At 57.7% G+C, this 22,932-nt stretch carries 15 protein-coding genes and 1 pseudogene; 7 read left to right on the forward strand and 9 right to left on the reverse strand.

Annotated features, from left to right (window positions below; translation table 11 throughout):
• Positions 1-199: 199 nt before the first annotated feature.
• The 5 genes from PG898_RS01035 to PG898_RS01055 form a co-directional block, all read right to left on the reverse strand.
• A complete protein-coding gene (locus PG898_RS01035; protein WP_010673336.1) occupies positions 200-511 on the reverse strand; it encodes a PTS lactose/cellobiose transporter subunit IIA in 312 nt (103 codons plus the stop codon).
• Positions 512-521: 10 nt separating this feature from the next.
• Positions 522-1,901 carry a glycoside hydrolase family 1 protein gene (locus PG898_RS01040; protein WP_270823329.1) on the reverse strand — a complete coding sequence of 460 codons (1,380 nt, stop codon included), beginning with the start codon at positions 1,899-1,901 and terminating at the stop codon, positions 522-524.
• Positions 1,902-1,958: 57 nt separating this feature from the next.
• Complete coding sequence (locus PG898_RS01045; RefSeq protein WP_270823330.1) at positions 1,959-3,311, reverse strand: PTS sugar transporter subunit IIC; 1,353 nt, start codon at positions 3,309-3,311, stop codon at positions 1,959-1,961.
• 27 nt (positions 3,312-3,338) lie between these two features.
• A complete protein-coding gene (locus PG898_RS01050) occupies positions 3,339-3,644 on the reverse strand; it encodes a PTS sugar transporter subunit IIB (protein ID WP_270823331.1) in 306 nt (101 codons plus the stop codon).
• Between the two features lie 954 nt (positions 3,645-4,598).
• Positions 4,599-6,950 carry a glycoside hydrolase family 9 protein gene (locus tag PG898_RS01055; protein WP_270823332.1) on the reverse strand — a complete coding sequence of 784 codons (2,352 nt, stop codon included), beginning with the start codon at positions 6,948-6,950 and terminating at the stop codon, positions 4,599-4,601.
• 666 nt (positions 6,951-7,616) lie between these two features.
• Between PG898_RS01055 and PG898_RS01060 the strand changes: the two genes are divergently transcribed.
• The 3 genes from PG898_RS01060 to PG898_RS01070 all read left to right on the forward strand — a co-directional run bounded on the left by PG898_RS01060 (position 7,617) and on the right by PG898_RS01070 (position 13,743).
• Positions 7,617-10,337, forward strand: coding sequence for a glycoside hydrolase family 3 protein (locus tag PG898_RS01060; RefSeq protein WP_270823333.1), 2,721 nt, complete (start codon positions 7,617-7,619; stop codon positions 10,335-10,337).
• 93 nt (positions 10,338-10,430) lie between these two features.
• The gene (locus PG898_RS01065; RefSeq protein WP_270823334.1) at positions 10,431-12,404 is read left to right on the forward strand and encodes a methyl-accepting chemotaxis protein; all 1,974 of its coding nucleotides are present in this window, start codon (positions 10,431-10,433) and stop codon (positions 12,402-12,404) included.
• A gap of 10 nt (positions 12,405-12,414) precedes the next feature.
• On the forward strand, positions 12,415-13,743 hold the full coding sequence (locus tag PG898_RS01070) for an ABC transporter substrate-binding protein (RefSeq protein ID WP_270823335.1): 1,329 nt from the start codon (positions 12,415-12,417) through the stop codon (positions 13,741-13,743).
• Between the two features lie 343 nt (positions 13,744-14,086).
• Here PG898_RS01070 and PG898_RS01075 read toward each other — a convergent pair whose 3' ends face one another.
• From PG898_RS01075 to PG898_RS01090, 4 genes are all read right to left on the reverse strand, one after another.
• The gene (locus tag PG898_RS01075) at positions 14,087-15,109 is read right to left on the reverse strand and encodes a LacI family DNA-binding transcriptional regulator (RefSeq protein WP_270823336.1); all 1,023 of its coding nucleotides are present in this window, start codon (positions 15,107-15,109) and stop codon (positions 14,087-14,089) included.
• A 141-nt stretch (positions 15,110-15,250) separates the two neighbouring features.
• Positions 15,251-16,120, reverse strand: a complete 870-nt coding sequence (locus tag PG898_RS01080) for a MalM family protein (protein ID WP_270823337.1) — start codon at positions 16,118-16,120, stop codon at positions 15,251-15,253.
• Between the two features lie 74 nt (positions 16,121-16,194).
• Positions 16,195-17,484: a carbohydrate porin gene (locus PG898_RS01085; RefSeq protein WP_270823338.1), complete on the reverse strand. Its 1,290-nt coding sequence runs from the start codon at positions 17,482-17,484 to the stop codon at positions 16,195-16,197.
• A 59-nt stretch (positions 17,485-17,543) separates the two neighbouring features.
• The gene (locus PG898_RS01090) at positions 17,544-18,941 is read right to left on the reverse strand and encodes a putative glycoside hydrolase (protein WP_270823339.1); all 1,398 of its coding nucleotides are present in this window, start codon (positions 18,939-18,941) and stop codon (positions 17,544-17,546) included.
• A gap of 629 nt (positions 18,942-19,570) precedes the next feature.
• Here PG898_RS01090 and PG898_RS01095 point away from each other — a divergent pair.
• The 4 genes and pseudogenes from PG898_RS01095 (at position 19,571) to PG898_RS01110 (ending at position 22,932) form a co-directional block, all read left to right on the forward strand.
• Positions 19,571-20,700, forward strand: a pseudogene (locus tag PG898_RS01095) (IS3 family transposase).
• A 263-nt stretch (positions 20,701-20,963) separates the two neighbouring features.
• Positions 20,964-21,332 (forward strand): ArsR/SmtB family transcription factor, encoded by a 369-nt coding sequence (locus PG898_RS01100; protein ID WP_005332532.1) that lies wholly within the window; start codon positions 20,964-20,966, stop codon positions 21,330-21,332.
• Between the two features lie 75 nt (positions 21,333-21,407).
• Entirely contained in the window at positions 21,408-21,905 is a 498-nt protein-coding gene (locus tag PG898_RS01105) for a phosphatase domain-containing protein (protein ID WP_270823340.1), read from the forward strand.
• Between the two features lie 10 nt (positions 21,906-21,915).
• Positions 21,916-22,932 (forward strand): ArsJ-associated glyceraldehyde-3-phosphate dehydrogenase, encoded by a 1,017-nt coding sequence (locus PG898_RS01110; RefSeq protein WP_270823341.1) that lies wholly within the window; start codon positions 21,916-21,918, stop codon positions 22,930-22,932.

A 22,932-nucleotide genomic window follows, 5' to 3' on the forward strand; every position in this document is an offset into this window, starting at 1 on the left:
TGATGACTACAAGCAGCATCAGAATAGCCATAAACAGATATTGAAACTTATACTGGTATCGCGTCATGACAGTTTCATATTTTTGAAACTGCCTGAAAGAGGTATGAAATACATGACGGCTGGCTGGTATATCAAGAATAAAAAAGCCACCGTATATAACGGTGGCAAAAGCACGGACTCCCGATCCGATGAGTTAAAATCAGCTGGCTTGGCGGCGATAGATCTCGACCAGTTCGGTGGCCAGTTCGCGGCACAGAATGGAGGTCATCAGGTGATCCTGGGCATGTACCATGACCAGTGTCATCTTGGTCTTGCCTTCGCCCTCATCGGCTTCAATCAGTTTGGTTTGTACGGCATGGGCAGCCTTCCCCGCGTCGGTGGCCTGGAGCAGCAAGGCATCCGCTTCGCTGAACTGGCCAGCACGAGCCTGACGCAGGGCTTCGAAACAGAGACTGCGAGATTGGCCGGCATTGACGATGATGCCCATGACTGCTTCTTCAAGATCCATCATTTATGACTCCTTAAAATCCATTATTACGAGAGACGTTGGCGAACCATTCACCACTTTTCTTGACGGTGCGCTGCTGGCTTTCCAAATCAAGGCTGATGAATCCATAACGGTTCTTGTAGGCATTCATCCAGGACCAGTTGTCAATAAAGGTCCACAGGTGATAACCACGGCAATTACTTCCTTCGGCAATGGCGGTATGAATCCACTGGAGGTGGCCGCGAATGAAGTCGATACGATAATCGTCTTTTACCTGACCATCTTCACCAATGAATCTGTGCTCCCCTTCGACACCCATACCATTTTCGGAGATATAGCTTGGGATATTTCCATAGTTGTCGCGCAGGTTGATCAATATGTCATAAATACCGCGCTCATATATTTCCCAGCCGCGATAAGGGTTCATTTTGCGGCCTGGCATTTCGTAATTCTCGAAGAACCAGTCAGGCAGGAAAGGGGAGTCCGGGTTGATGGCCGTCATGCGCGCCTTCACTCGCCGCGGCTGGTAATAGTTGATGCCGAGCAGATCGATCTTGCCAGCGGCCAGCAGTTCGCAGTCGCCGCTTTGCACCACGGGCATCTGACCGTGTTCGCGCAGGATATCGATAAGCTCCTGAGGATAGACCCCCTTCACCGCGGGATCGAGGAAGGCGCGGTTGAAGAACAAGTCGGCAATGAACGATGCCTTCAAGTCCGCCGGGTTTGAAGAGCGCGGATAGGAGGGGGTCAGGTTCAGGACGATGCCGATCTGGCCGGGCAGGGAGAGTGCGCGATAGCACTTCACCGCCAGGCTGTGGGCCAGCATCATGTGATAGGCCACCTGGGCTGCCCGCTTGAAGTCCATCTGGTTCGGGTAATGGAAGTCATACAGATAACCCCCTTCCACCACCACCACGGGTTCATTGAAGGTCATCCAGCAGGCGACGCGATCACCAAACAGTTTGAAGCAGAGCTCTGCGTACTCGGCATAAGCCGCCACTGTTTCGCGGCTCTCCCAGCCCCCCTGCTCCTGCCAGTACATCGGCATGTCGAAGTGGAACAGGCCGATGAAGGGTTTGATCCCCTTGGCCAACAGTTCATCGATAACCTTGTTGTAGAAGTCGACGGCCTCCTGGTTGACAGTACGGCCATCCGGCAGCAACCGGGCCCAGGAGATGGATGTGCGGAAGCTGTTGTGGCCAATCTGCTTCATCAACGCGATGTCTTCGCGATAGCGATCGTAGAAGGTGGAGGTGTTGGCTGGGCCTACCTGACCGTGAAAACGGTGTGGCTCCGTCTCGAACCAGTGATCCCAGATGGTCGGTGCCTTGCCGCCCACGTTGGCAGCCCCTTCCGATTGTGCGGCCGACGAGGCGCTACCCCACCAGAAGCCTTCGGGGAATGTGTATTGCATTGTAGTTTCCTCTTGATGACCGGCGTGCGGGCGGCATGGCGCCCGCCCGCCTGGCGCTTACGCCTGACTCTGAATCGGTGTGATTGTGTCTGCTTTTTCTGATCTGGCGGATTCTTCCGCTTCAGCCGTCTCGGCTTCCTGCTTGAGCAGGGTACGTTCGTAAGCCCGCACGAAGGGGTAATACATCAGGGCGGAGATCCCCATGCAGATGAAGCACATGATGACCGGACTGAAGGCCCAGTTGGTCGCCCAGGAGGCGCCTATGGGGGCAGGCGTGGTCCAGGCGGTCAGCATCACGACCTTCTCCACCAGACCCAGATCCACGGCGAACCAGGCCAGGATGGCGTTGATCACGGGCACCAGGATGAAGGGCAGGAAGAAGACCGGATTCATGATGATGGGAGCACCAAACAGGATCGGCTCGTTGATGTTGAAGAACCCGGGGACCACGCCCATCCGCCCTATGGTGCGCAGGTGTACGGCGCGGCTGCGCATCAGCAGGAATGCCAGTGGCAAAGTGGAGCCCACGCCGCCGATAAACAGGAAGTGATCCCAGAAACCGGGCAGGAAGGTGTGAGGAATGGCTTGGCCGGCGGCCAGTGCAGCCTGATTGCTGGCCAGGTTTGCCATCCAGAACGGGTTCATTATGCCGGTGACGATCATGGTGCCGTGAATGCCGGCAAACCAGAGGATCTGGCACAACAGCACCGCCAGCAGCACGGCGGGCAGACTGTCGGAGGCCGCCACCAGAGGTTTGAGCATGGCCATGATCGCCTCGGGCAGGATCATGCCTGTGGTTTCCTGCAGCAGCATATTGAAGGGGTGCAAGGTCAGGATGATCGCCAGTACCGGGATCAATACCTCGAAGGAGCGCGCCACCCCCATCGGCACCTGCTCGGGCAGACGGATGGTGATGTTGTTGCGCTTGAGCCAGGCATAGACCTCGGTCGAATAGATGGCGCAGATGAGGGCGGTAAAGATGCCCTGACCTGAGAAATACTGGGTGGAGATGGTGCCATCTTTATATTGCGCCGCCACCAGCATGAACGACATCAGCGACAACAGACCCGTGGTGATGGGGTCCAGGGAGTACTGCTTGGCCAGGCTGGATGCGACTCCCACCGAAATGAAGACCGTCATCAGCCCCATGCTCATGTTGAAGGGCAACATCAGCTCGGCACGATAGGTGTTGGAGAAGTCGAGCCAGGCTCTGGCAAAGCCCCAGGTGGTCTCGCTGGAGATGGGGGGGAAAATGAAGACCAGCATGAAGCTGCCGACGATCATGAACGGCAGCGCGGCAATGAAACCGTCTCGGATGGCCAGAACATAGCGTTGCTGGCCCAGTTTTCCTGCCAATGGGCCGATCCGTTGTTCGATCAACTTGACCAGCATCCCATAGAGTGAACTCATAGTGTGTGTCCTTCCTTGTGAGCACGCTTAACCAATCAGGGACAGGGCGTAGTCCAGCACCTTGTCGCCGCGCTGCATGCCGTAATCCATCATGTCGATAGGTTGTACCTTGACCCCGTGAGCCGCCGCCTTGGCTTGCAATTCGGGTTGCATGTATTTGATCTGCGGTCCCAGCAAGACCACCTGGTAATGGGGCATCTGGTCATCGAACTCCGATGCGCCAAAGGCCTTGATCTCGGCAGCCAGACCCCGTTTTTCGGCTTCCACCAGCATTTTTTTCACCAGCAGGCTGGTGGACATCCCGGCAGAGCAGCACAGCATGATTTTTTTCATGATCATTCCTCAGTTATTAAGTTGAGCCCACTATAGAACGACGCAATAAAACAGGAAATCGATTTCACAATTCGGGGTTTGCAATTGTGATCGCGATCACTTGATGGATATTTAACATAAATGAACTTAAGTTAAAACACGTTTACTATCATGTGTTTATTTTATTTTTGCTGATGTGTTATGTCCTGGTGGTATTTGACTGGGTTTGGTGGAATATCGATTTCATGTGTGTCGTGGTTTTCATGCCAGTCCTGCGCCTCTGCAGGCCTGGCTCCTGCGTGATGCAGAGCGCGCTTTCGGCATGGCGTCTATGCGGGGAAGGGCGCATGCCAGCAAGGTTGGGTAACAGAGACCCGTCGCTGTGCTTCCCGCGCTGTGGTGTTGCCGTATTACTTTGATTACCAGGCATGGTGTCCGGCCATGCCTGCTCAAGGTGTCTCTCCTCTGCCGTGGTGAGGGGGCGGGGAAGCCTGTCAGTTGCGGGCTGGTGGCAAGGTATCATCGTGGCAGTTGGTGGGCTCTGCACTGTGTCTTGTTCCGATGGCGGGATCAGCCTGGGGCTGCCCTGTGGTTCGCGCTGAGGGCCACGGAACCGGCTTCAGGAGCCGGTTCCCGGCTTTCTCACTTTCTGGTAGAACACAGGACACCGCAGAAGAGACGGGCGGCGGTCAGATAGCGTCAGCAGATCTCATGGCAAGGCATGGTGGGAGAAAGTTGACGAGCAAAAAGGTGGCTAAGAGACGGGCACGCAGAAGGCTCGGTCGCGAAGGTGCGGCGGGGAGGCCAGATGCAAAGAAGAGAGCGAGAAGGCACTGTTCTGTTGTCCGTTAGCCTCTGCATGATGACGAAAAACGGAAAGCAAAGTGCGGCGACCGGTGCGGGTTCGGTCTTGGACAAGGTCGGCAGGAGAGTGAAAAAATGCTCCGTCACGGGGACGGAGCATCGGAAGGGTGATCAGCGGGTCAATCCACCTTCATCCAGTACGCTGACGGTCCAGAAGAAGGGGGCATTCCAGTTGACGGTGACCTCGTTCAGGGTCCAGGCGCCAATCTCATCCTTCCAGCAGGTCTGGCCGGTGCACTTGCCCTTGAGGGTGGAGGCAACGGGATCGCTGAAGTTGATGGAGTTCGGGCCGCCCGAGAGCACACCTGGCGGTACCAGGGGAGATGCGGGATCGATGGGATTAGCCCAGAACCTGTGGTGCGGGTTCTTCAGCGGTCGGCTGCCGTAACCCGACACATAGGACTGGTCGAGGGGGTTGCGGCCCAGCACGTAGTCCATGGCGTCAGCCATGGCCTGCAGGTATTTGCGCTCCCCCGTGAAGTCGTGCGCCAGCCCGAGGAAGATGCTGCGATTCATCAGGTTGGAGTTAGAGCCCCAGGGGTATTCGGTAGCCTGATAGGGGATAAGGTAACCCTCCGTCGCCACACTCTTCTGGTAGCCGTCGGCGGCGGCGATGATGGCGGCACGCGCCTTCTCCACGTCCTGCTTGCCCAGCTTGTTGGGCACCATGGCCAGGGTGATGGTTCCTGCGCTGCTGAGATCCTGCCAGTAGAGATCACCGCTTGCGCTGCGATCACCCTTGGGGGCGGCCAGATAGAGAGGGGACTGCTGGGCGGCCTGCTTGTACTCGGCCTTGCCGGTGGTGGCGAACAGCTCGGCGGCAGCCCAGTAGAATTCGTCCTTCAGGTTGGTGTCATCGTAGGGACCGGATCCCACAAAGTTGTCATAGGCATAGACGTCCGGATGACGGTTGGCCGCCTTCCAGGCTCGTTCGGCTGCCTGCAGGCTGCGCTGTGCGAATGCCGGATCCAGATCTTTCCATACGCGGGCAGACTGGGCGGCGGTGGCAGCCAGGTTCAGGGTCGCAGCCGTGCTGGGGTGGCTCAGGAAACGGGGCTGTGGATCCTTGTGGGGCGGGAGCGGCATCCCGGTCCACGCTTCATCGGCGACCTTGTGGAAGACCATGCCTGAGGCATCGATCTCGGTCAGTTTCAGGCTGTCGAGCTGCTTGGACTGATCTCCTACCGGTACCCAGACCTTCTTGCCTTCGGGTACCTGCATGGCGAGGAAGAACTCCATCATCCAGCGGGATTCGTCCAGCAGATCGTTGTGGCCGTTGTGCTGTTCCGGGATGTTAGTCTTGCCGTCGGCAAAGGCGCTCTTGTCACCCTCTTTCGCCAGTTGCTCTCGCTCATAGAGGTTCATCAAGGTCCATACCGAGATGCCGCCGTTGACCACGTACTTACCCTGATCGCCAGCGTCGTACCAGCCGCCGGTCACATCCAGCGTGAAGTCACAGCCTGGCCACTGGTTGCCCTTGGCATCCTGTTTGTTGAAGCAGGTTACTTTCTCGGGCTTGTGTCCTGCCGGGCGAGCGAGATCGGGGCGCTGGACATATTTGGCCTCGATGTCGATGCCGCTGCGCTGCTGATAGAAGAAGGAGAGGGCATCGAATTTCATGGTGTGATAGATGTCATCACCGATGCTGAACGGGTGGCTCTTCTGGTCGGCGACCTCCAGCACCAGGCCGGTGGCCGGGGCGGTGACCTGGCTGAAGTCGGCGATCTGCACGTTTTCCCCGGATGGGGCATTCAGGCCAAAGGGGGTGGTCTTGCCTTCGGCGATGGCTTCACCCTGGGCATTGCGCAGGGTCCAGGGGAGCGAGTCCTTGCTGTCGGTGGCGATGGTCGCCCGTTTCAATGCCTTGCTCAGGTAGCCGACCTGGTTGACGCGCACGCTGGCCAGATCAGATTTCTTGACCAGGGATGGCCCCGAGAGCGTGGCTTCACCGATGCAAACGGTGGTCGGTGTCTGGGTGCCCATCTGGAGTTGAAACTGGGTCTTCTCGTCCGTGGCGGAGGGCGTGAACTGGATGTCGAAAGGCTTGGGTGTGCTGCTGAGGGCGAGGTCCTGCACCATATGGTTGGTGTAGGGGGCGCCATCATGCTGGATCAGGGCCTTGACGTTGATGTCGCTCTTGGCCATGGCAGTGAAATGGAGCTTGTAGGTTTGCCCCTGAACCAGGCCGAGGTTGGACTGGCCCAGAATGACATCCCAGGGATTGGAGCCCGACTCGGTGAAGGTGATGCAGCCCATCTGGTTCTCGGCGTTCAGGGTGCCCCCAGCCGTCCACCAGCCATCGGTTCCCTGGAAGCCCCCGTTGGTCAGCAATTCACCCACAGGTCCGGCAGATGCCGAGGAGGCACCGGAGCCTGATGCCCCTGTGCTGGGCAGGGAGCAGCCATGCAAGCCAATGACGCAAGACATGGCAAGCGTCAGGGCACTAAGCCGAGATATTTTCATTGTTACCCCTTTGATCACAGACGGAAATAATGGCGTCGATTTTCGCACTCGCGCTGAAAATGACCGAGTCATCCTGCGACCCGCATTTCACTGTCAAGATTCACACATAACCCCTGAGAGGAAATCGATTTCATGAATCAGGTAATAGTAAAGTTTGTGGCAAATCAAGTTTGCCTTTATGAACTGTGATGCAGGCTACAAATTTTCGTTTATTGATATGTAGATCTATGTGATTTTGAATTCTATTGAATCCTTACCATCTTCTCTTCATTTCCCGCCAGTCTGGCCAAATGGGTACCATTCTCGGTAAAACATGCAGTGGCATGAGATGATGGTGATATTTTATATTTATGATTTTATTGTTTTTTCTATCCTAATGCTTTCCCGTGTGCTCCCCCCCTCCTGGATATTTCGCTGGCGCGAAACAGCCTGATCTTTGTGAGCTATATCACTATTTCCTCTCTCGGTGGGATTTTTACCGTGGCAGGGCAAAGATACTGCTGGAATGGCGAAGAGATTTCTGTTTACCATTAAATATTCTTGCAATCGATTTCATGTTGAGGCTGTTTTTCAAGGCACCCCCCATGACCGATGAGTCAGGCGATGAACGAGAATATCCGGAGAGTCATAAAGAAAATGCGTAAAACAACAGGTCTCACCAGGTCTATGACCTGCCTATTCGTGGGGTGCGGCATCTGGAGTGCCGGGATGGCGGATGAGCTGCCGACCATGCCCTATTTTGCCACTTGGCCGCAGATCCACAGCGCCATTGCCAAGGACGAGGGGATGGAGCGCCAGATCCAGTCCCTGCTCTCCCGGATGACACTGAAGGAGAAGGTCGGGCAGATGATCCAGCCCGACTTTCGTGAAGTGACCCCAGAGGAGGTCACTCGCTACAAGATTGGTTCCGTCCTCAACGGGGGCGGCGGCTGGCCAGGCAACAACAAACACGCCTCGGCGGCGGACTGGGCACGCCAGGCCGACACTTACTGGCAGGCGGCGGAAGCGGGCTTTGAGGGCAGGGGTTATCACATCCCCTTCATGTGGGCGACCGATGCGGTGCACGGCCACAACAACGTCTTCGCGGCGACCCTGTTCCCGCACAACATCGGCCTTGGGGCGGCGCGGGATCCGGGGCTCATCTACCGTATCGGCCAGGTGACGGCGCGGGAAGTGGTCGCCACCGGGCTGGACTGGACCTTCGCCCCGACAGTGGCGGTGCCCAGGGATGATCGCTGGGGCAGGACCTATGAGGGTTATTCCGAAGATCCCGCCATCGTCTATTACTATGCCGGCGAGATGGTACGCGGCCTGCAAGGATCGGCGGTGGATCTGCGCGGCCAGCGCCATGTCATCTCGAACGTGAAGCATTTCGTGGGGGATGGCGGTACCCAGAACGGGGTCGACCGGGGCCAGAACTTCTATTCGGAAGAGGATCTGCGCAACCTGCACGCGGTGGGCTATTTCTCGGGGCTGGATGCCGGCGCCCAGGTGGTCATGGCTTCGTTCAACAGCTGGCACAACGAGCTCAACCGCGATGTGCTGCCAGAGGATGGGGTCGAGTACAACGGCAAGCTGCACGGCAGCCGCTATCTGCTGACCGATGTGCTCAAGGGCAAGATGGGGTTTGATGGCCTGGTGGTCTCGGACTGGAACGGCCACAGCGAGATCGCCGGTTGCACCATGGGGAGTTGCCTGCCCGCCGTGCTGGCCGGGGTCGACATTTTCATGGTCACGGCGCGCAAGGATTGGATGGAGTTTCGCCAGCACCTGCTCGATGGCGTGGCTAACCGGCAGATCCCGATGAGCCGGATCGATGATGCCGTGACGCGCATCCTGCGGGTCAAGATGCGTGCCGGGCTGTGGGAGAAACCCATGCCGTCGGCACGAGAGCTGGCGGGCAAGCAGGGCGAGCTTGGCGCCGTACAGCACAAGGCGCTGGCCCGGGAGGCGGTGCGCAAGTCGCTGGTGCTGCTCAAGAACGAGGGCAGGATCCTGCCCCTGAGCCGGCAGAGCCGGGTGCTGGTAGCGGGCAGCGCCGCCAACGATCTGGGCAAGCAGGTGGGGGGCTGGAGTCTGACCTGGCAAGGCAGTGAAAACGGGCGCGGTGATTTCCCTGGTGCCCAGAGCGTGCTGGATGCGGTGACGTCCACCGTCGGAGCGGAACATGTGCAGGTGAGCACGGGGTCCGGGGAGCTGACGGGAGCCAAGCCCGATGTCGCCATCCTGGTCATGGGGGAGGATCCCTATGCCGAGTGGTTCGGCGATATTCCCGACAGCAAGACCCTCGCCTATGGGGATCTCAAGAGCAGCTATCACCAGGATCTGTTGACCCTCAAGCGGCTGAAGGCGGCCGGCATCCCCGTGGTGACCGTGTTTTTCTCCGGGCGCCCGCTCTACGTCAATGAGGAGCTCAATCTCTCTTCCGCTTTTGTCGCCGCCTGGTTGCCCGGCACCGAGGGGGAGGGGATCACCGATCTCCTGTTCAAGGATGCGAAGGGCAAGGTGGCTCATGATTTCCAGGGACGCCTCTCCTTCTCCTGGCCCTTCAGCAAGTGCGCCACCACCATCAATCGCACGCCCACCCATATCCCGGGCTGGCAGCGCCCTGCCTTCGAGCAGGATCTGAACGGTGAGCACGCGCCGCTCTTCCCCTATGGCTACGGGCTCAGCTACGGCAAGCCTTCCCCTGTGGCGGCCCGGGTCAGCAACCTCAATACCCTGACCCTGGATAACCGTACCTTCGGCTGCAACGAGAGCGACCCCGCCAAGCTGAGCGCCGCTGACAAGGTGCTCGAGCTGTTCGGGCCAAAGGCGGGTGAAGAACACCGTCTGCGCATGGGGGATGCCAGCAACTGGACGGGGACTGAAGTCTCCGGCAACAGCGTGACCGAGATGACCTTCATCAAGGTGCAGCCCATCGACTACCTGCGCCAGCAGGATGCGCGAGCGGTCACCTTCCTCGGGGCGGACAAGCCGGGTGTCGACTCCGGGGCCACGATCCAGTTGCAGACCACCCAGGTCAAGGGGGCGGATCGTCGCACCTACCTGAAGGGCGAGAGCGAGCTGCAGGTGGCGCTGCGGGTGCAGCAGGCGCCAGCGGGGGGCATGACGCTGGGGCTGCAGTGTGGCTGGCCCTGCGGCAAGTCCATCGAGATTGCTCCGGCCTTGCGCCAGTTGCCCCCGCAGAAGTGGGTGACCCTGAGTCTGCCCCTGCGCTGCCTCGAAGAGGGCATGGACTTCGCGAAGGTCAATACCCCCTTCATCCTGGGCACCAGTGGACAGGCGCGCATCGACATGGCGACCGTACGCTGGGTACCGGCTTCTCTGCTGGGGGTCTCAGGGGAGGTGGTCAGGCTCGATTGCCAGGGCAGGTTGAGTCGATAAGCCGTCAGCCAGATGCACCAGGATGCCTGTCGGGCTCCTGGTGCCTTGATAACCGGCTCCGCCCCGATGCGGAGGGAGAGGTGGGAGAGAAGGATGTCGATCGTACAGCGGATCAGATTGGGCTTTACGCTGCTGCTGGTTCTTTTGCTATTGCTCGGGGCCATCAGTTACCTGAAGACGACCTCCATTCACGGTCGTTTCCAGCAGGTGACCGAGGAGGCGACGCCTCAGGCCCTGACCGCCAGCCGGCTGCGCGCCGCCTTGCTGATGGCTGACAGGGACAGCCTGGCGCATCTCGCCATCAGGGATACGTCGACGTTCCCCCAGTCCCGCCAGCGTTTTACCCATGACAAGGTCCGCTATGAGCAGCACATCAACGCATTCGCGGCCCTGACACTCGATACCGAGAGTGAGCGGCAACTCGCCCGGGTTACCGACCAGGCCCCTCGGCTGTTTACCATCTCTGAGCAGTTGATTAGCCTGCACGAAGAGTCGGTCGAGCTGGAGCGGGTGCTCTCACGGATGCGGGGCGAGCTGCTGCACCTGGACGACAACTACCGTTCGGCGGCCGACTTGCTGGTGCGTTACACGGCGGGGCGGCGCTCGTTGCAAAACAAGGCGGAGCTCATCACCAGCGGTATTGCACGGGATCTCAAGCTGATCCTGCGTGCCGACGGCAACACGGATCTGGTGGCGCTGCAGGCGGTGCTGGCCAAAGACATCGACATTGCGAACCAGCGTCTGGATCGGATTGTTGTCCCCGATGACGTCAAGGCCAGGTTCACCCGCCATGTGGCGCACATCCCCCAGCTGGTATTTGGCGACAAGGGGCTGATCGCTACCCTGGTACGCCACCAGCAAATCAGTCAGCAACTCCATGGCTTGCGTGAACAGCAGGAGGCGCAGAGCCAGCAACTGGGTGAAACCCTGGACATGCTCATTGCCATCAGCAACCAGAGCATGCGGGAGGACAGGCTGAGTGCCGACGTCGCGGTTGACAGCGCCCGCACCTGGATCGTGGTGGTGGCCCTGTGTTCCGTACTCATCGCCATTATTGTCGCCTGGAGTACGGCCCGTAGCATCCAGGTGCCGCTGGTGCGGATCAATCGCGTCCTCGGTCTGATGGCACAAGGGGACATGACACTACGGGTTCGCTACCCGGCCAGGAACGAGCTTGGTGAGGTGGCGAACTCCATCGACCAGCTGGCCCACCACACCAAGACGCTCTTGATGGAGGTCCAGACCGGGTCTGAGCACCTGGTGAGCGAGACGCGTAAAACCGCGGAGATCGGCGAGCAGGTGATGTCGCAGGTGCAGGAGCAGAAGGCCCAGACCGATCAGGTGGCGGCCGCCATCTTCGAGTTGGAAACCAGTGCCACCGAGGTAGCGCGCTCGAGCGATCATGTTCGTCGGGAGGTGGGTGAAGCCAATGACGAGAGCCGGCGCGGACGCGATCTGATGCAGGCCAACCGGGATGGCATCGAACAGCTGGCGACCGGCATCGCCGGGGCCATGGCGATCACCCGCAAGCTCGAAGGCTACAGCAGCAACATTGGCAACATTCTCGAGGTGATCCGTGGCATGGCTGAACAGACCAACCTGCTGGCCCTCAATGCGGCCATCGAAGCGGCCCGTGCCGGGGAAGCCGGGCGGGGCTTTGCCGTGGTGGCCGAGGAGGTGCGGGCGCTGGCTACCCGTTCACAAGGGGCGACCCAGGAGATCCAGGTGATGATCGACAACCTGCAGGGATGCGCCCGCGATGTGGCGAGCGTGATGACCCAGAGCCATGAGCAGACCCAGCAGAGTGTGCAGCAGACCCGGGATGTCGAGAGTGCCCTGGCGGGGATCGCCTCGCGTATGGAGGCCATCAAGGATATTGCGGATCACATGGCTTATGCCGCTACGGAGCAGATTTCGGTTAGTCAGGGAGTGGCCCAGCACGTGGCGGCCATCGCCGACGTGGCTCACGAGACCGAGCAGGCCTCCCGGGTGTCTGCGAGCAGTGGCGAGGTGTTGTCGGGGCTGGCCAGCCAGCAACAGAGTCTGGTGGCCCGTTTCAAGGTGTAGGAGAGAGGCGATGTGGAAATCAGTGAGTGCCCTGCTGGTCTGGGGGCTGAGTGCGGCGGCGGTGTCCCAGGAGCTGGTGCTGGAAACCTGGCGCGTGGATGACGAGCCGCTGTGGAAGGAGCAGTTTCTGCCCCGTTTTCAGGCGCTCCATCCCGAGATAACCCTTAAGCTGCAACCGCAGCGTTCGGCCGATTATGATCAGGGACTCGCCGAGCGGCTGGCGGCGGGAAAGGCGGGGGATCTCATCACTTGCCGTCCTTATGATCAGTCCCTGCGGCTGTTCCAGCAGGGGCATCTGCTGGATCTGACGGACCTGCCCGGGATGGAGAGCTTCCCGAGCTTTGCCAAGGCTGCCTGGCAGACCGACTCCGGGGCCCAGACCTTCTGCCTGCCCATTGCCTCCGTGATCCAGGGTTTCTACTTCAATGTCGATATCTTCAACACCCTTGGGCTGACACCGCCGCGAACCCGTGCTGACTTCTTCGCCGTGCTGGAGAAGGTGAAGCAGGATGGCCGCTATCTGCCGCTGGCGCTGGCGGCCCACGATAGTTGGGTGGTCTCCGAGCTTGGCTACCAGAATATCGGCCCCAACTACTGGCATGGGGAAGATGGCCGCCTGGCGTTGATCAACGGCCAGACGCGAGTGACCGATGCCCCTTATATGGCGGCGTTTCGTGAGCTGGCGAGCTGGCGGCCCTACATAGGCGACCATCCGGCCGATGCCACCGAGGCTCAGGCGGTGGATGCCTTTGCCGCCGGCAAGGCCGCCATGATAGTGGCGGGCTCCTGGTCCTTGGCCCAGTTTACCGGCAAGGTCAATTTTGGCGCCTTCCCGCCCCCCGTCGCGCAGGAGGAGGACACCTGCTACTTCACCGATCACACCGACATGGGGATCGGCATCAATGCAGCCAGCCCCAACAAGGAGGCCGCCCTGAAACTGGTGGAGTGGATGGCGAGTGCGGACTTTGCCGAGCGCTTCTCCAACTCGGTACCGGGTTTCTTTTCCCTCTCCAATCACTTCTTCGAGCTCAAGGATCCGGTGGCGAGCACCATGATGGGCTGGCGCGATACCTGTGATTCCACCCTGCGTCTGGGGGCCCAGTTCCTCACTAGGGGGGAGCCATCGCTCACCACAGAGCTTGCTGAGGTATCGCAATCCGTGGTGCTTGGTACCATGACGCCGGAAGCTGCCGCCGCACGCATCCAGCAGGGGTTGGCAAGCTGGTATCCCCCCCAGAAGGCGGCAAGAAGAGACCATCTGTGCGAGGCGGACGAGCCTCTCCCCACGCTGGCAACCAGCACAGCTATCGGGACGGAGTCCCCCTTCACCACTCCTTGACGGTGGCTGCGCCCACCGGGAAAAGGTATTCCCAGCAGTAAGCTTCATACACCCCAGGCGCCTTCAGGGCGCCTTTTTTCATGGGCGTTTCTGGCTGATAAGAAGAGACCGGTTGTTTGCCATTTCACCTAGGGAGGCGGGGACTATCTGGTTTCCCAGGCCCTGGCCAAGCCAGATTGAGGTCGGTGCAATACAAGGAATGTGTGTTGTGCCTGTGCAAAGTCTGGAGAGCGAGGTGGAAGACGCGATACGGACTGCATACGGTTTCTAGCTGCCGACAAAAGAAAAGCGGCCTGCAGGCCGCTTTCATCTCATACCGGGCGGGACACAGCCCCGTCGGCGTTCATCCCTTGTATGGCAGTGTGGTATCACGCACCACTATGCTCAACTCGGGCAATTCGTCCGAGTTCAGCTCCGTATTCTCGATCAATCCCAACAGGGTCTTGACCATCTTGACCCCCATCTCGTAGATGGGCTGGCGCACAGTGGTCAATGGCGGGTTGGAATAGGTGGAGAAGGGCAGGTCGTCAAAACCGATGAGAGAGACATCCTCAGGCACCCGCAAGCCGCACTGTTTGAGCCCCAGAATGGCCCCGTAGCAGGTCTGATCGTTGGCGCAGAAGATGGCGGAGAATTTTCGACCACTCTCCACCAGTTTCTTCACGGCATTGAGGCCGCCGACCTCGGCGAAATTCCCCTGGATGACCAGGGAAGGATCATATTCGATGCCCGCGCTGACCAGGGCCTGGCGATAACCATGATGACGTTCGATGGCATCGTTTTGATCCGGCAAGCCGACAATATGGGCTATGTCACGATGACCCAGATCCAATAAATAACGAGTCGCCATATAGCCACCCAGCCGATTATTGATGCTGAAGGAGTGCACACGCTCGGTCATGATATTGTGACCGGTGGCAACAATCGGTATTTGCTGTGAAAACTCAAGCAGCGTTTGCTGATTGACGTGGCCGGTCAAAATAATAAGGCCATCTACCCGACGTGCTACCAGCAGTCGCAGCCGTTCGACCTCTTCTTCCGCATTCCAGTGGCCACTGACAATCAGCGGCACATACTCCATGCCTTGCAGGGTATGTTCAACACCACGCAACATTTCGTTGGAGAATGGACTCTCGACATGTTGAGTCAATACCCCCAGAGTCATGGACTGACCCGTTTTCAAATATTGCGCCATCAAGTTGGGACGAAAATTCAATTCCTGAATCGCATCTTCCACAGCCTGACGTTTATCTGCGGCCACTTTTGCCGAGCCGTTCAATATCCGGGATACTGTGCTTGCCGAGACACCTGCTCGGCGGGCGATATCATAGACAGTGGCTTTTTTCTCCTGAGCTGACTTCGACATCCCCCCCTCCGTACTCTACTGTGAAAACCCCTGGTCATGGCCAGGATTATATGAATATCTTCTTAATAAATCAGCAGGTTAGGATACCCTTTTCCCCTGATGGTGACAAGCAATGATGCACCTCTTCAGGGGCAGTGAACACTACTGCTGGGTGGCAAAAAAGACCTCTCTTGCCTTGGTAAATCCGGCCTGTTCGGCGGCCTTGACCCAAGCGAGAGCCTGTTCATAGTTTTTGCTCTCAACCGCTGTGCGAATATGCTGATAATAATCCAGTTCATCCAGCGGTTTATCTGGTGTGACCATCACGGGTGATATGGTTTTTGCAATTGGTGTCGCATTTTCAGCAGCCTCTGCGTCAAGCGTCAGATATAGGCGTCCGGTAGCCGAGTGGGGCACTTCCACATTGATGAGACGGGCAACATCCGTGGTGCGATCATATTGCATGGCGCGCTGGAGATCGTCGGGGTTGAGCCGAGTGCTACCTTGCATGTCCTGCGCTGTGGAATAGATCACCATATAGGCGGCCCGTACGCTGCCGATGGGGGTCGGAATGGTGAATTCCCCTTGGATGTTCTGCCCTGAAATTAATGAACGGCCGTCGTAACTGAACGTGGAGCTGGGAATGGTTTGAACTGCGTTGTGATTCTCGTCCAGCAACAGGATGCTGGGCAGGAAGACGGTATAATCAACCGGAATGGTTATTTTGACGTGGGTAGCCGCAGTGAGGGCAGGCAATGAGAAGGCCATCACATAGCTTTTACCCGAATCGAATGCATAGACCTGGCTGTCGGCGCCTACATCGACCCATCGGCTCTCCTGCCCAAGGGGCTGGAAGCGAAGATCATTGAATGCTTCGACCACCACTTTGTTCGACAACTGTTCCCGATCATGTTGAACCTGCTGCTGCAGGGCGGAGGCCGCAGATCTTGGCGGATGTTCCGGGCCTCCGTTGGCGCACCCTGCAACCAGCAGACTGACCAGGAAAGGCAGGTACTGCTTCGTTCCCTTCATCGTGTTTCCTCGTATACAATGCGGGTCCCCCAAGGGACCCGAGATTATAGTGCTGATAAGTATCCTGGCCTAACTTACCACCACATGTCCGCTTGCACACCGACGAGGAGATCTTCCCGATCTTCCTGCCAAGGCGTCTCGTTATTGTGATCGACATAGGTCGTCAGAATACGGATCTCCGGTGAGGGACCCATGCCGGTATTGACGGTAAAGGTTGGCACTATGCTGACCTTGTGGGAGGTGCCACCACGCTCGACGTTGTCGATGATCAGATTGTTTTTCACATATCCGACTTCAGTCTGGATGGAGAAAAACTCATTGATTGGGAACACGGGGCGCAGGGATGCGGCATACCAGGAATCATGACCGCCCATTTCATAGTCGTTGTACTGATATGACAGGGTTGGTAGCAGATGCACATTGGCGCCATACCAGCCGCCCCAGAGGAAGGCGCGATAGGATTGATCGCCCTCCATTACCTTGGATTGGTAGGGTTTGTAACCATCTGCCTGGTCCTGCAGTGTCTTTTGGTACAGGGAGCCCTTGCGATACATGGCGGTATTGGTCAGGTTGGCCCCCAGCAAATCGCCGGAACCCAATCCACGGCCCGCCTGGGCGATGAACTTGGAGAAACCACCAGGCATAAAGAAGAAATCATCGCGCGAGTAGATAAGAGTGCCTTCTACCCCTTTGGTCGCATATTTTTTAGTGTCACCGGTGAATTCGTTGCTCGGCATCTGCTTCAGGGCAACTTCCATATCCCAGGCACCATACAAGGCACTGGAATGTAGGGTGTGCATGGTGGCATCGGTACCATTGGCACGATCGGAGTGGTCGGTATCATTGCTGTTAATATAAGCAAAGTCCCATTTTCCACCCGCTATCTCCATGCCTTTTATACCGACTCCGGTGCCTGAGTAATCAGTGTAAAAATAATCGGTGGTCCAGATGTAATTTTCACGGTCGTAATAGCGTAGCCCGCCCCACATTGTACCAGTTGGCGTAATGCCGCCAAGTTCCACAAAGGTCTCTGATACGCCGCTCTCCCTTGGAGCAGCACGGGTTTGCAAGCCGTCTGCATCTGATTCCACTTTGAAATGGATATTGACAGACTTATTACCACCAAGCTCCCATAGTTTATTCAGGCCGCCTTCCCAGCTGTTGTCCAGTTCGGAACCCAGGCGCCCCATGGTCTTGTCCATTTCATATTCGTACCCGGCCTTGGCGAAGTCATCTTTGGCGTCAAACATCGAGCCGGCACGAATATAACCATGGAAGCCAAAACTCTCGGTTGCATTCGATATGGCGGGTAATGCAAGCCCGCAACATGCTCCGACAAATAAGGCAACAGACTTCAATTTCATGTTATTGCTCCAATCCCTAGAAAAGTCTTCAAAAAGTTATTTGGTTAAAATTAAACTTCTTATAAATCAATCTTCTGACAGGGCTGATTGATGTCAAAGTCTGCTGGGATAGCCGTTTTTAGGGCTACGTTGGTGAACGCAAACCTCAGACCAGCCATCGAATCCCATGCCCCGCTCATGTAAATCGCTTTCTGTACTGAGCTGGTGTTGGCGCCCGGGATCAGAGCTGCGACCGGCAAGGTGCAGCGGTACCAGCTGTCGTCATCGGGAACGATGTTGCTGTCCATGGTAAAGAAGGTGCCGTAATCCGGGCCTGCGGTGCCATCCATCCTGATCTGGATGTTGGGGGAGTCACCATAGCTAGAGACTTTCAGGTCGATTTGTAGGGTGCCAGCCTGATAGGCAGAGAGGTCGGCACTCGCACTGTCGGAGCCCAAAAAGACGCCACCATTTCCCGGTAGATCGATGGTGACAATTTGGTTCTCATCGGTCAGGGTGCCGCCAAACCCTGCAGCGGGGTAGTCGGCGCTACGATCGACTGCCTGACCCTTATCCCCTGAGTAGTAGAGCGCGGTGTCGGTGGTGACCAGTGCGGGGGCGTTGTTGACGCCAGAGCTTGTACCGGGGTCAGTACCAGGATCGGTGCCGGGATCAGTACCAGGATCGGTGCCGGGGTCAGTACCAGGATCGGTGCCGGGGTCAGTATCTGGATCGGTGCCGGGGTCAGTATCTGGATCGGTGCCTGGCGCTTCACAGGTGATGGGATCGACAACCGGTTTTGCCGTTGTGGTCAGCAAGTACTTGATATTGGTGATTTCGTAGCTGAAGGCATCCTTCGTGGCCAGATGGAATGGTGTGCCCACGGTGGCGAGGTTGATCGCCGTGGCACCAGGGAAGGGTTTCATGCAGTTGATGGGCAGGGTCAGGGTCTCCCAGTCGCCGGTATTGGCCAGAGCACTCGCAATGGGCAGACTGCTGCGATTGGGATATTCGTTGTCGATGGAGACATTCAGGACTTCAGGGATCGCGCTCTTGGTCCGCAACTGAAACTCGATGAAACCGGAAGCATACTTGCTCAGATTCAGCGGGGTGTCGGATTTGAGCATGAAGGTGCCATCACCATCGCCGGGTACCTGCACGTCGGCAGTGTCGTCGGTACCAGCATTGTTGATGAGCACCGCGCTGATGCTAGTCATGGCGACGGGAGTGGCCGTGACTGGCTGAAGGTTCCAGTTATCCTTCTCGGACTGGATATTGGGAGTGACACTTGCGTTCGCCCCAACACCAAACAGCAACAATGCACCATCTCCACCGCCTGGCGGTGTTTCACCAGGTGGCGTTTCACCCGGAGGGGTTTCACTGCCGTTGCTAGAAGAAATGTTCTCGTCACCACCGCATCCGCTGAGCAAGGCTGCGGCGATCAACGATGCTAAAAGTCCTTTTTTGGTTGCATTCATACTGACCACTCCAATCAATGGGAAAAATGTCCATCGCGATGAACTGTCGAGACTCAAACAGCTGCCATGCAATCGATGCCAAGACAAAATCATGCTGTGCTCATTTTCTTGAAATCGATTTCCAATGCAATGTTTATCCCTTGTGATATTCGAAGTTTGTGTTGCGAATCACAAAACAATCATTGTTGACTTATGGCTTGTTATGCGTTTTCGCTTATGAGGCAAGAGGGTAATCTATTGATTTATTGTATTTGTTTCCATTATTTACAATAGGAGTGTCTTTTGGGGTGTGCTGAGGTTTCAGTGAAACTATCCTAACGATTAGAGGGGGATTATGGATTGACACGCTGCTTCTACTTGTGTGGGTTGACTTTATTTGGTTTCGATTTCAAATGTTGGTTATCTGCCTTAATCTCGCCCCAGCCTCCCCAAAACACGAGTCAACGCAGTCAATATCGGGGAATGCGCACTCATGAAGAGACAGTGCAGGGAGGCGGAGAGACAGTGGCTTCTGCGAGAGAAAGTCAGCGGGTTCATTAGTGCGAGCCGTAGCGACCACTATTTAGTGGTCTAATCACCCCGTACACCGTTTTAGGCGGTACAGTCGCCGCCATGACCTGAGGTGTTCAATGACAAGATTACGTCGCTCATTTACTGCTGAATTCAAACTGGAAGCCGCATCCCGGTGCTCGACCAGGGATATTTTGTCGCCGAAGCCAGCCGTCCACTGGATGTCGGTGAAACCGTGCTTCGCCGCTGGGTTCAGCAGCGTCAATCCGAACGCAGTGGTACCACGCCCAACAGTAAGGCTCTGATGCCGGTGCAGCAGAAAATCCAGGAGCTGGAAGCCCGCATCAACCGCCTTGACCGCGAGAAAGACATTCTAAAAAAGCTACCGCTCTCTTGATGGCGGACGAGTTCGCACGTACGCGCTGATGGACCGATTAAGAGAGCAGCCCCGCTACCCTGGCCTGCTGCGCTTTTGATGTTCCCACTGCCTGTTTTTACGACTATCTGGCTCGCAAGCGGGCGGTTAACCGTGAGCGTATGCAGCAACGCAGCGAGTTGCGCCGCTTGTTCAAAGAAAGCTGGAACTCAGCGGGCAGCCGCACCTTGATGTCGATGATGCGAGCGCTGGGGCATCAGATTGGCAGATTCAAAGTGTGCAGTCTGATGAAGGAAGCCGGTCTGGCATCCAAGCAACCGGGCGCTCATAGCTATCAGATCGTCCGGTCTGAGTGACCGGATATCCCAAATCTGCTGACCTGTGAATTTGACATCCAACAACCCAATCAGGTGTGGTGTGGCGATATCACCAACGTCTGGGCAGGTGGCCGTTGGTATTACCTGGCCGCGGTGCTTGAGCCCCATACCCGGCGAGTTGTGGGCTGGGCGATGTCTGACAAACCTGATGCAGCGCCGGCAATAAAAGCGCTCGAGATGGCCTATCAGCAACGAGGTTGCCCATCAGGCGTGCTGCTTCACTCCGACCAGGACAGCCAATACGGCAGCCGGGCATTTCGGCAACGGCTGTGGCGCTATCGCATGACCCAGAGCATGAGTCGACGTGGCAACTGCTGGGATAATGCACCGATGGAGCGGTTGTTCAGGAGCCTGAAGACAGAGTGGCTCCCGACAACGGGATATCAGCTATTACCTGATGGATTACTACAACTGGCGGTGTCCGCATCAATACAATGACGGGATACCGCCAGCAAAAGCTGAGGCTCGGCCTAACCAAGTGTCCGGATTTAGTTAACCACTACACATCTCTTCGCCCACGCCATTCCGTATTGACCCCTAGCTACCATATCGAAGAGTTTCAAACAGAGCCTTAAAAGCCGCGCACTCCTGTGCCTCTCTCAATACGAGGGGCTGGATGAGAGCATCGCGTTTTTCTGCGAAGAGTGCTGCGTGAATGACAAGAGGGATTGAAGGGATTGGCTGCGAGCTGTAGTCATGTTGATCATTTCAATGTTTCTTGTATAGTTGAAGTCATGAAATGCATTAAGGGGAAGTTCCATGAACAAAGAGATCGCCACCAAGGTATTCGAGTCCCTCGCATCCGGCATTCGTCTCGATGTATGGCGTCTGCTGGTCAAGGCCGGACTGGAAGGGCAGGTGGCCGGCCAGCTGGCCAGCGAGCTTGACATTGCCCCGAACACTCTCTCGTTTCACCTCAAGGCCATGCTGCATGCGGGCCTGCTCTCGGTGGAGCAGGAGGGACGCTTTTTGCGCTATCGTGCCAACATTCCCCTGATGCTGAGCCTTATCGGCTACCTCACCGAGGAGTGCTGTGCAGGTCATCCGGAGGCTTGCGGTCTGGTGGATGGTCGTCCCCAGACCGTCAGTGGTCAGCCTCGCTCGTCCTGCTGCGACGAGACCTACTGACACCTGCCCGGTATCGCCGAGAGGCGAGTCCCGCTTTCACCCTCATCCTGACGAGACATGGAGCTGTTGTTTATCATGCATCCCTTTGACATCCTGAATCTGGATAATGGCGCCCGCCTTATCTTCACCCCCTGTCCTGGCACCAAGGAGGCTTCCTTGCAGGACTCCCTCAAGACCCTGCAAGCCGCCGGAGCGGATGCCGTGATCACCCTGATGCCGGGGGCCGAGCTGACGCGGTTCAAGGCCGATGCCTTGCCCGCCGAGTGTGAGGCCTTGGGGCTGGCCTGGTGCCAACTGCCGGTGGAGGACGATTGCGCCCCCGAAGCACCGTTTGCCACCGCCTTTGCCAACCACAAGGCGGATCTGCTGGTGCGTCTGGCTGCGGGTCAGACCCTGGCCATTCATTGCCGTGGCGGCTCGGGGCGTACCGGGCTGATGGCAGCCATCCTGCTGCTGGAGGCAGGCTACGCCCCCACTCAGGTCAAGTTGCTGGTGCAAGGAGTGCGCCCCAAGGCGCTGACATTAGCAGCGCACCTCAACTACCTCAACACCCATTACGCATTCGCCGGTTAAGGAAAACAGCATGACCATCAAAGTGGGTATCAACGGTTTTGGCCGCATGGGCCGCCTCTCGTTTCGCGCCGCCTTCGACTGGGCGGATGTGGAGTTTGTGCGCATCAATGACCCGGCCGGCGATGCCGCTTCGCTGGCACACCTCATCACCTTCGATTCCGTCCATGGCCGCTGGCATCATGAAGCCGGTAGCGATGGGGACCAGATGGTGATCGGCAATCATCGCATCCCCTGTACTCGCAACAAGGAGATCGGTCAGACTGACTGGTCCGGCTGTGATGTGGTGATCGAGGCCTCCGGCAAGATGAAAACCAAGGCGCTGCTCAATGCTTATCTGGCGCAAGGGGTGAAGCGGGTCGTGGTCACGGCACCGGTCAAGGAGGAGGGTGTGCTCAATGTGGTGATGGGGATCAACCACCATCTTTATGACAAGGCGCAGCACCCCATAGTGACAGCTGCCTCCTGTACCACCAACTGCCTGGCGCCCGTGGTGAAGGTGATCCACGAGCAGCTCGGCATCAAGCACGGCTCCATGACCACCATTCATGACATCACCAACACCCAGACCATTCTGGATGCGCCCCATGCTGATCTGCGCCGCGCCCGCGCCTGCGGCCTGAGCCTGATCCCCACCACCACGGGCTCTGCCACCGCCATCACCCACATCTTCCCCGAGCTCAAGGGCAAGCTGAATGGCCATGCGGTGCGGGTGCCGCTCGCCAACGCCTCCCTCACCGACTGCGTGTTCGAGGTAAACCGCCCCACCACCGAAGCCGAGGTCAATGGCTTGCTCAAGGCCGCGGCCGAGAATGAGCTCAAGGGGATCATGGGCTATGAAGAGCGCCCCCTGGTGTCGGTGGATTACAAGACAGATCCGCGCTCCTGCACCATAGATGCACTCTCCACCATGGTGGTGGGCGGCACCCAGGTGAAGATCTACGCCTGGTATGACAACGAGTGGGGCTATGCCAACCGCACCGCCGAGCTGATGCGCATGGTCGGTCAAATGGACAAGGCGCAAGGATAA

Origin of the sequence: Aeromonas sp. QDB31, from assembly GCF_027707605.1 — a bacterium.
GTDB lineage: Bacteria > Pseudomonadota > Gammaproteobacteria > Enterobacterales > Aeromonadaceae > Aeromonas > Aeromonas media.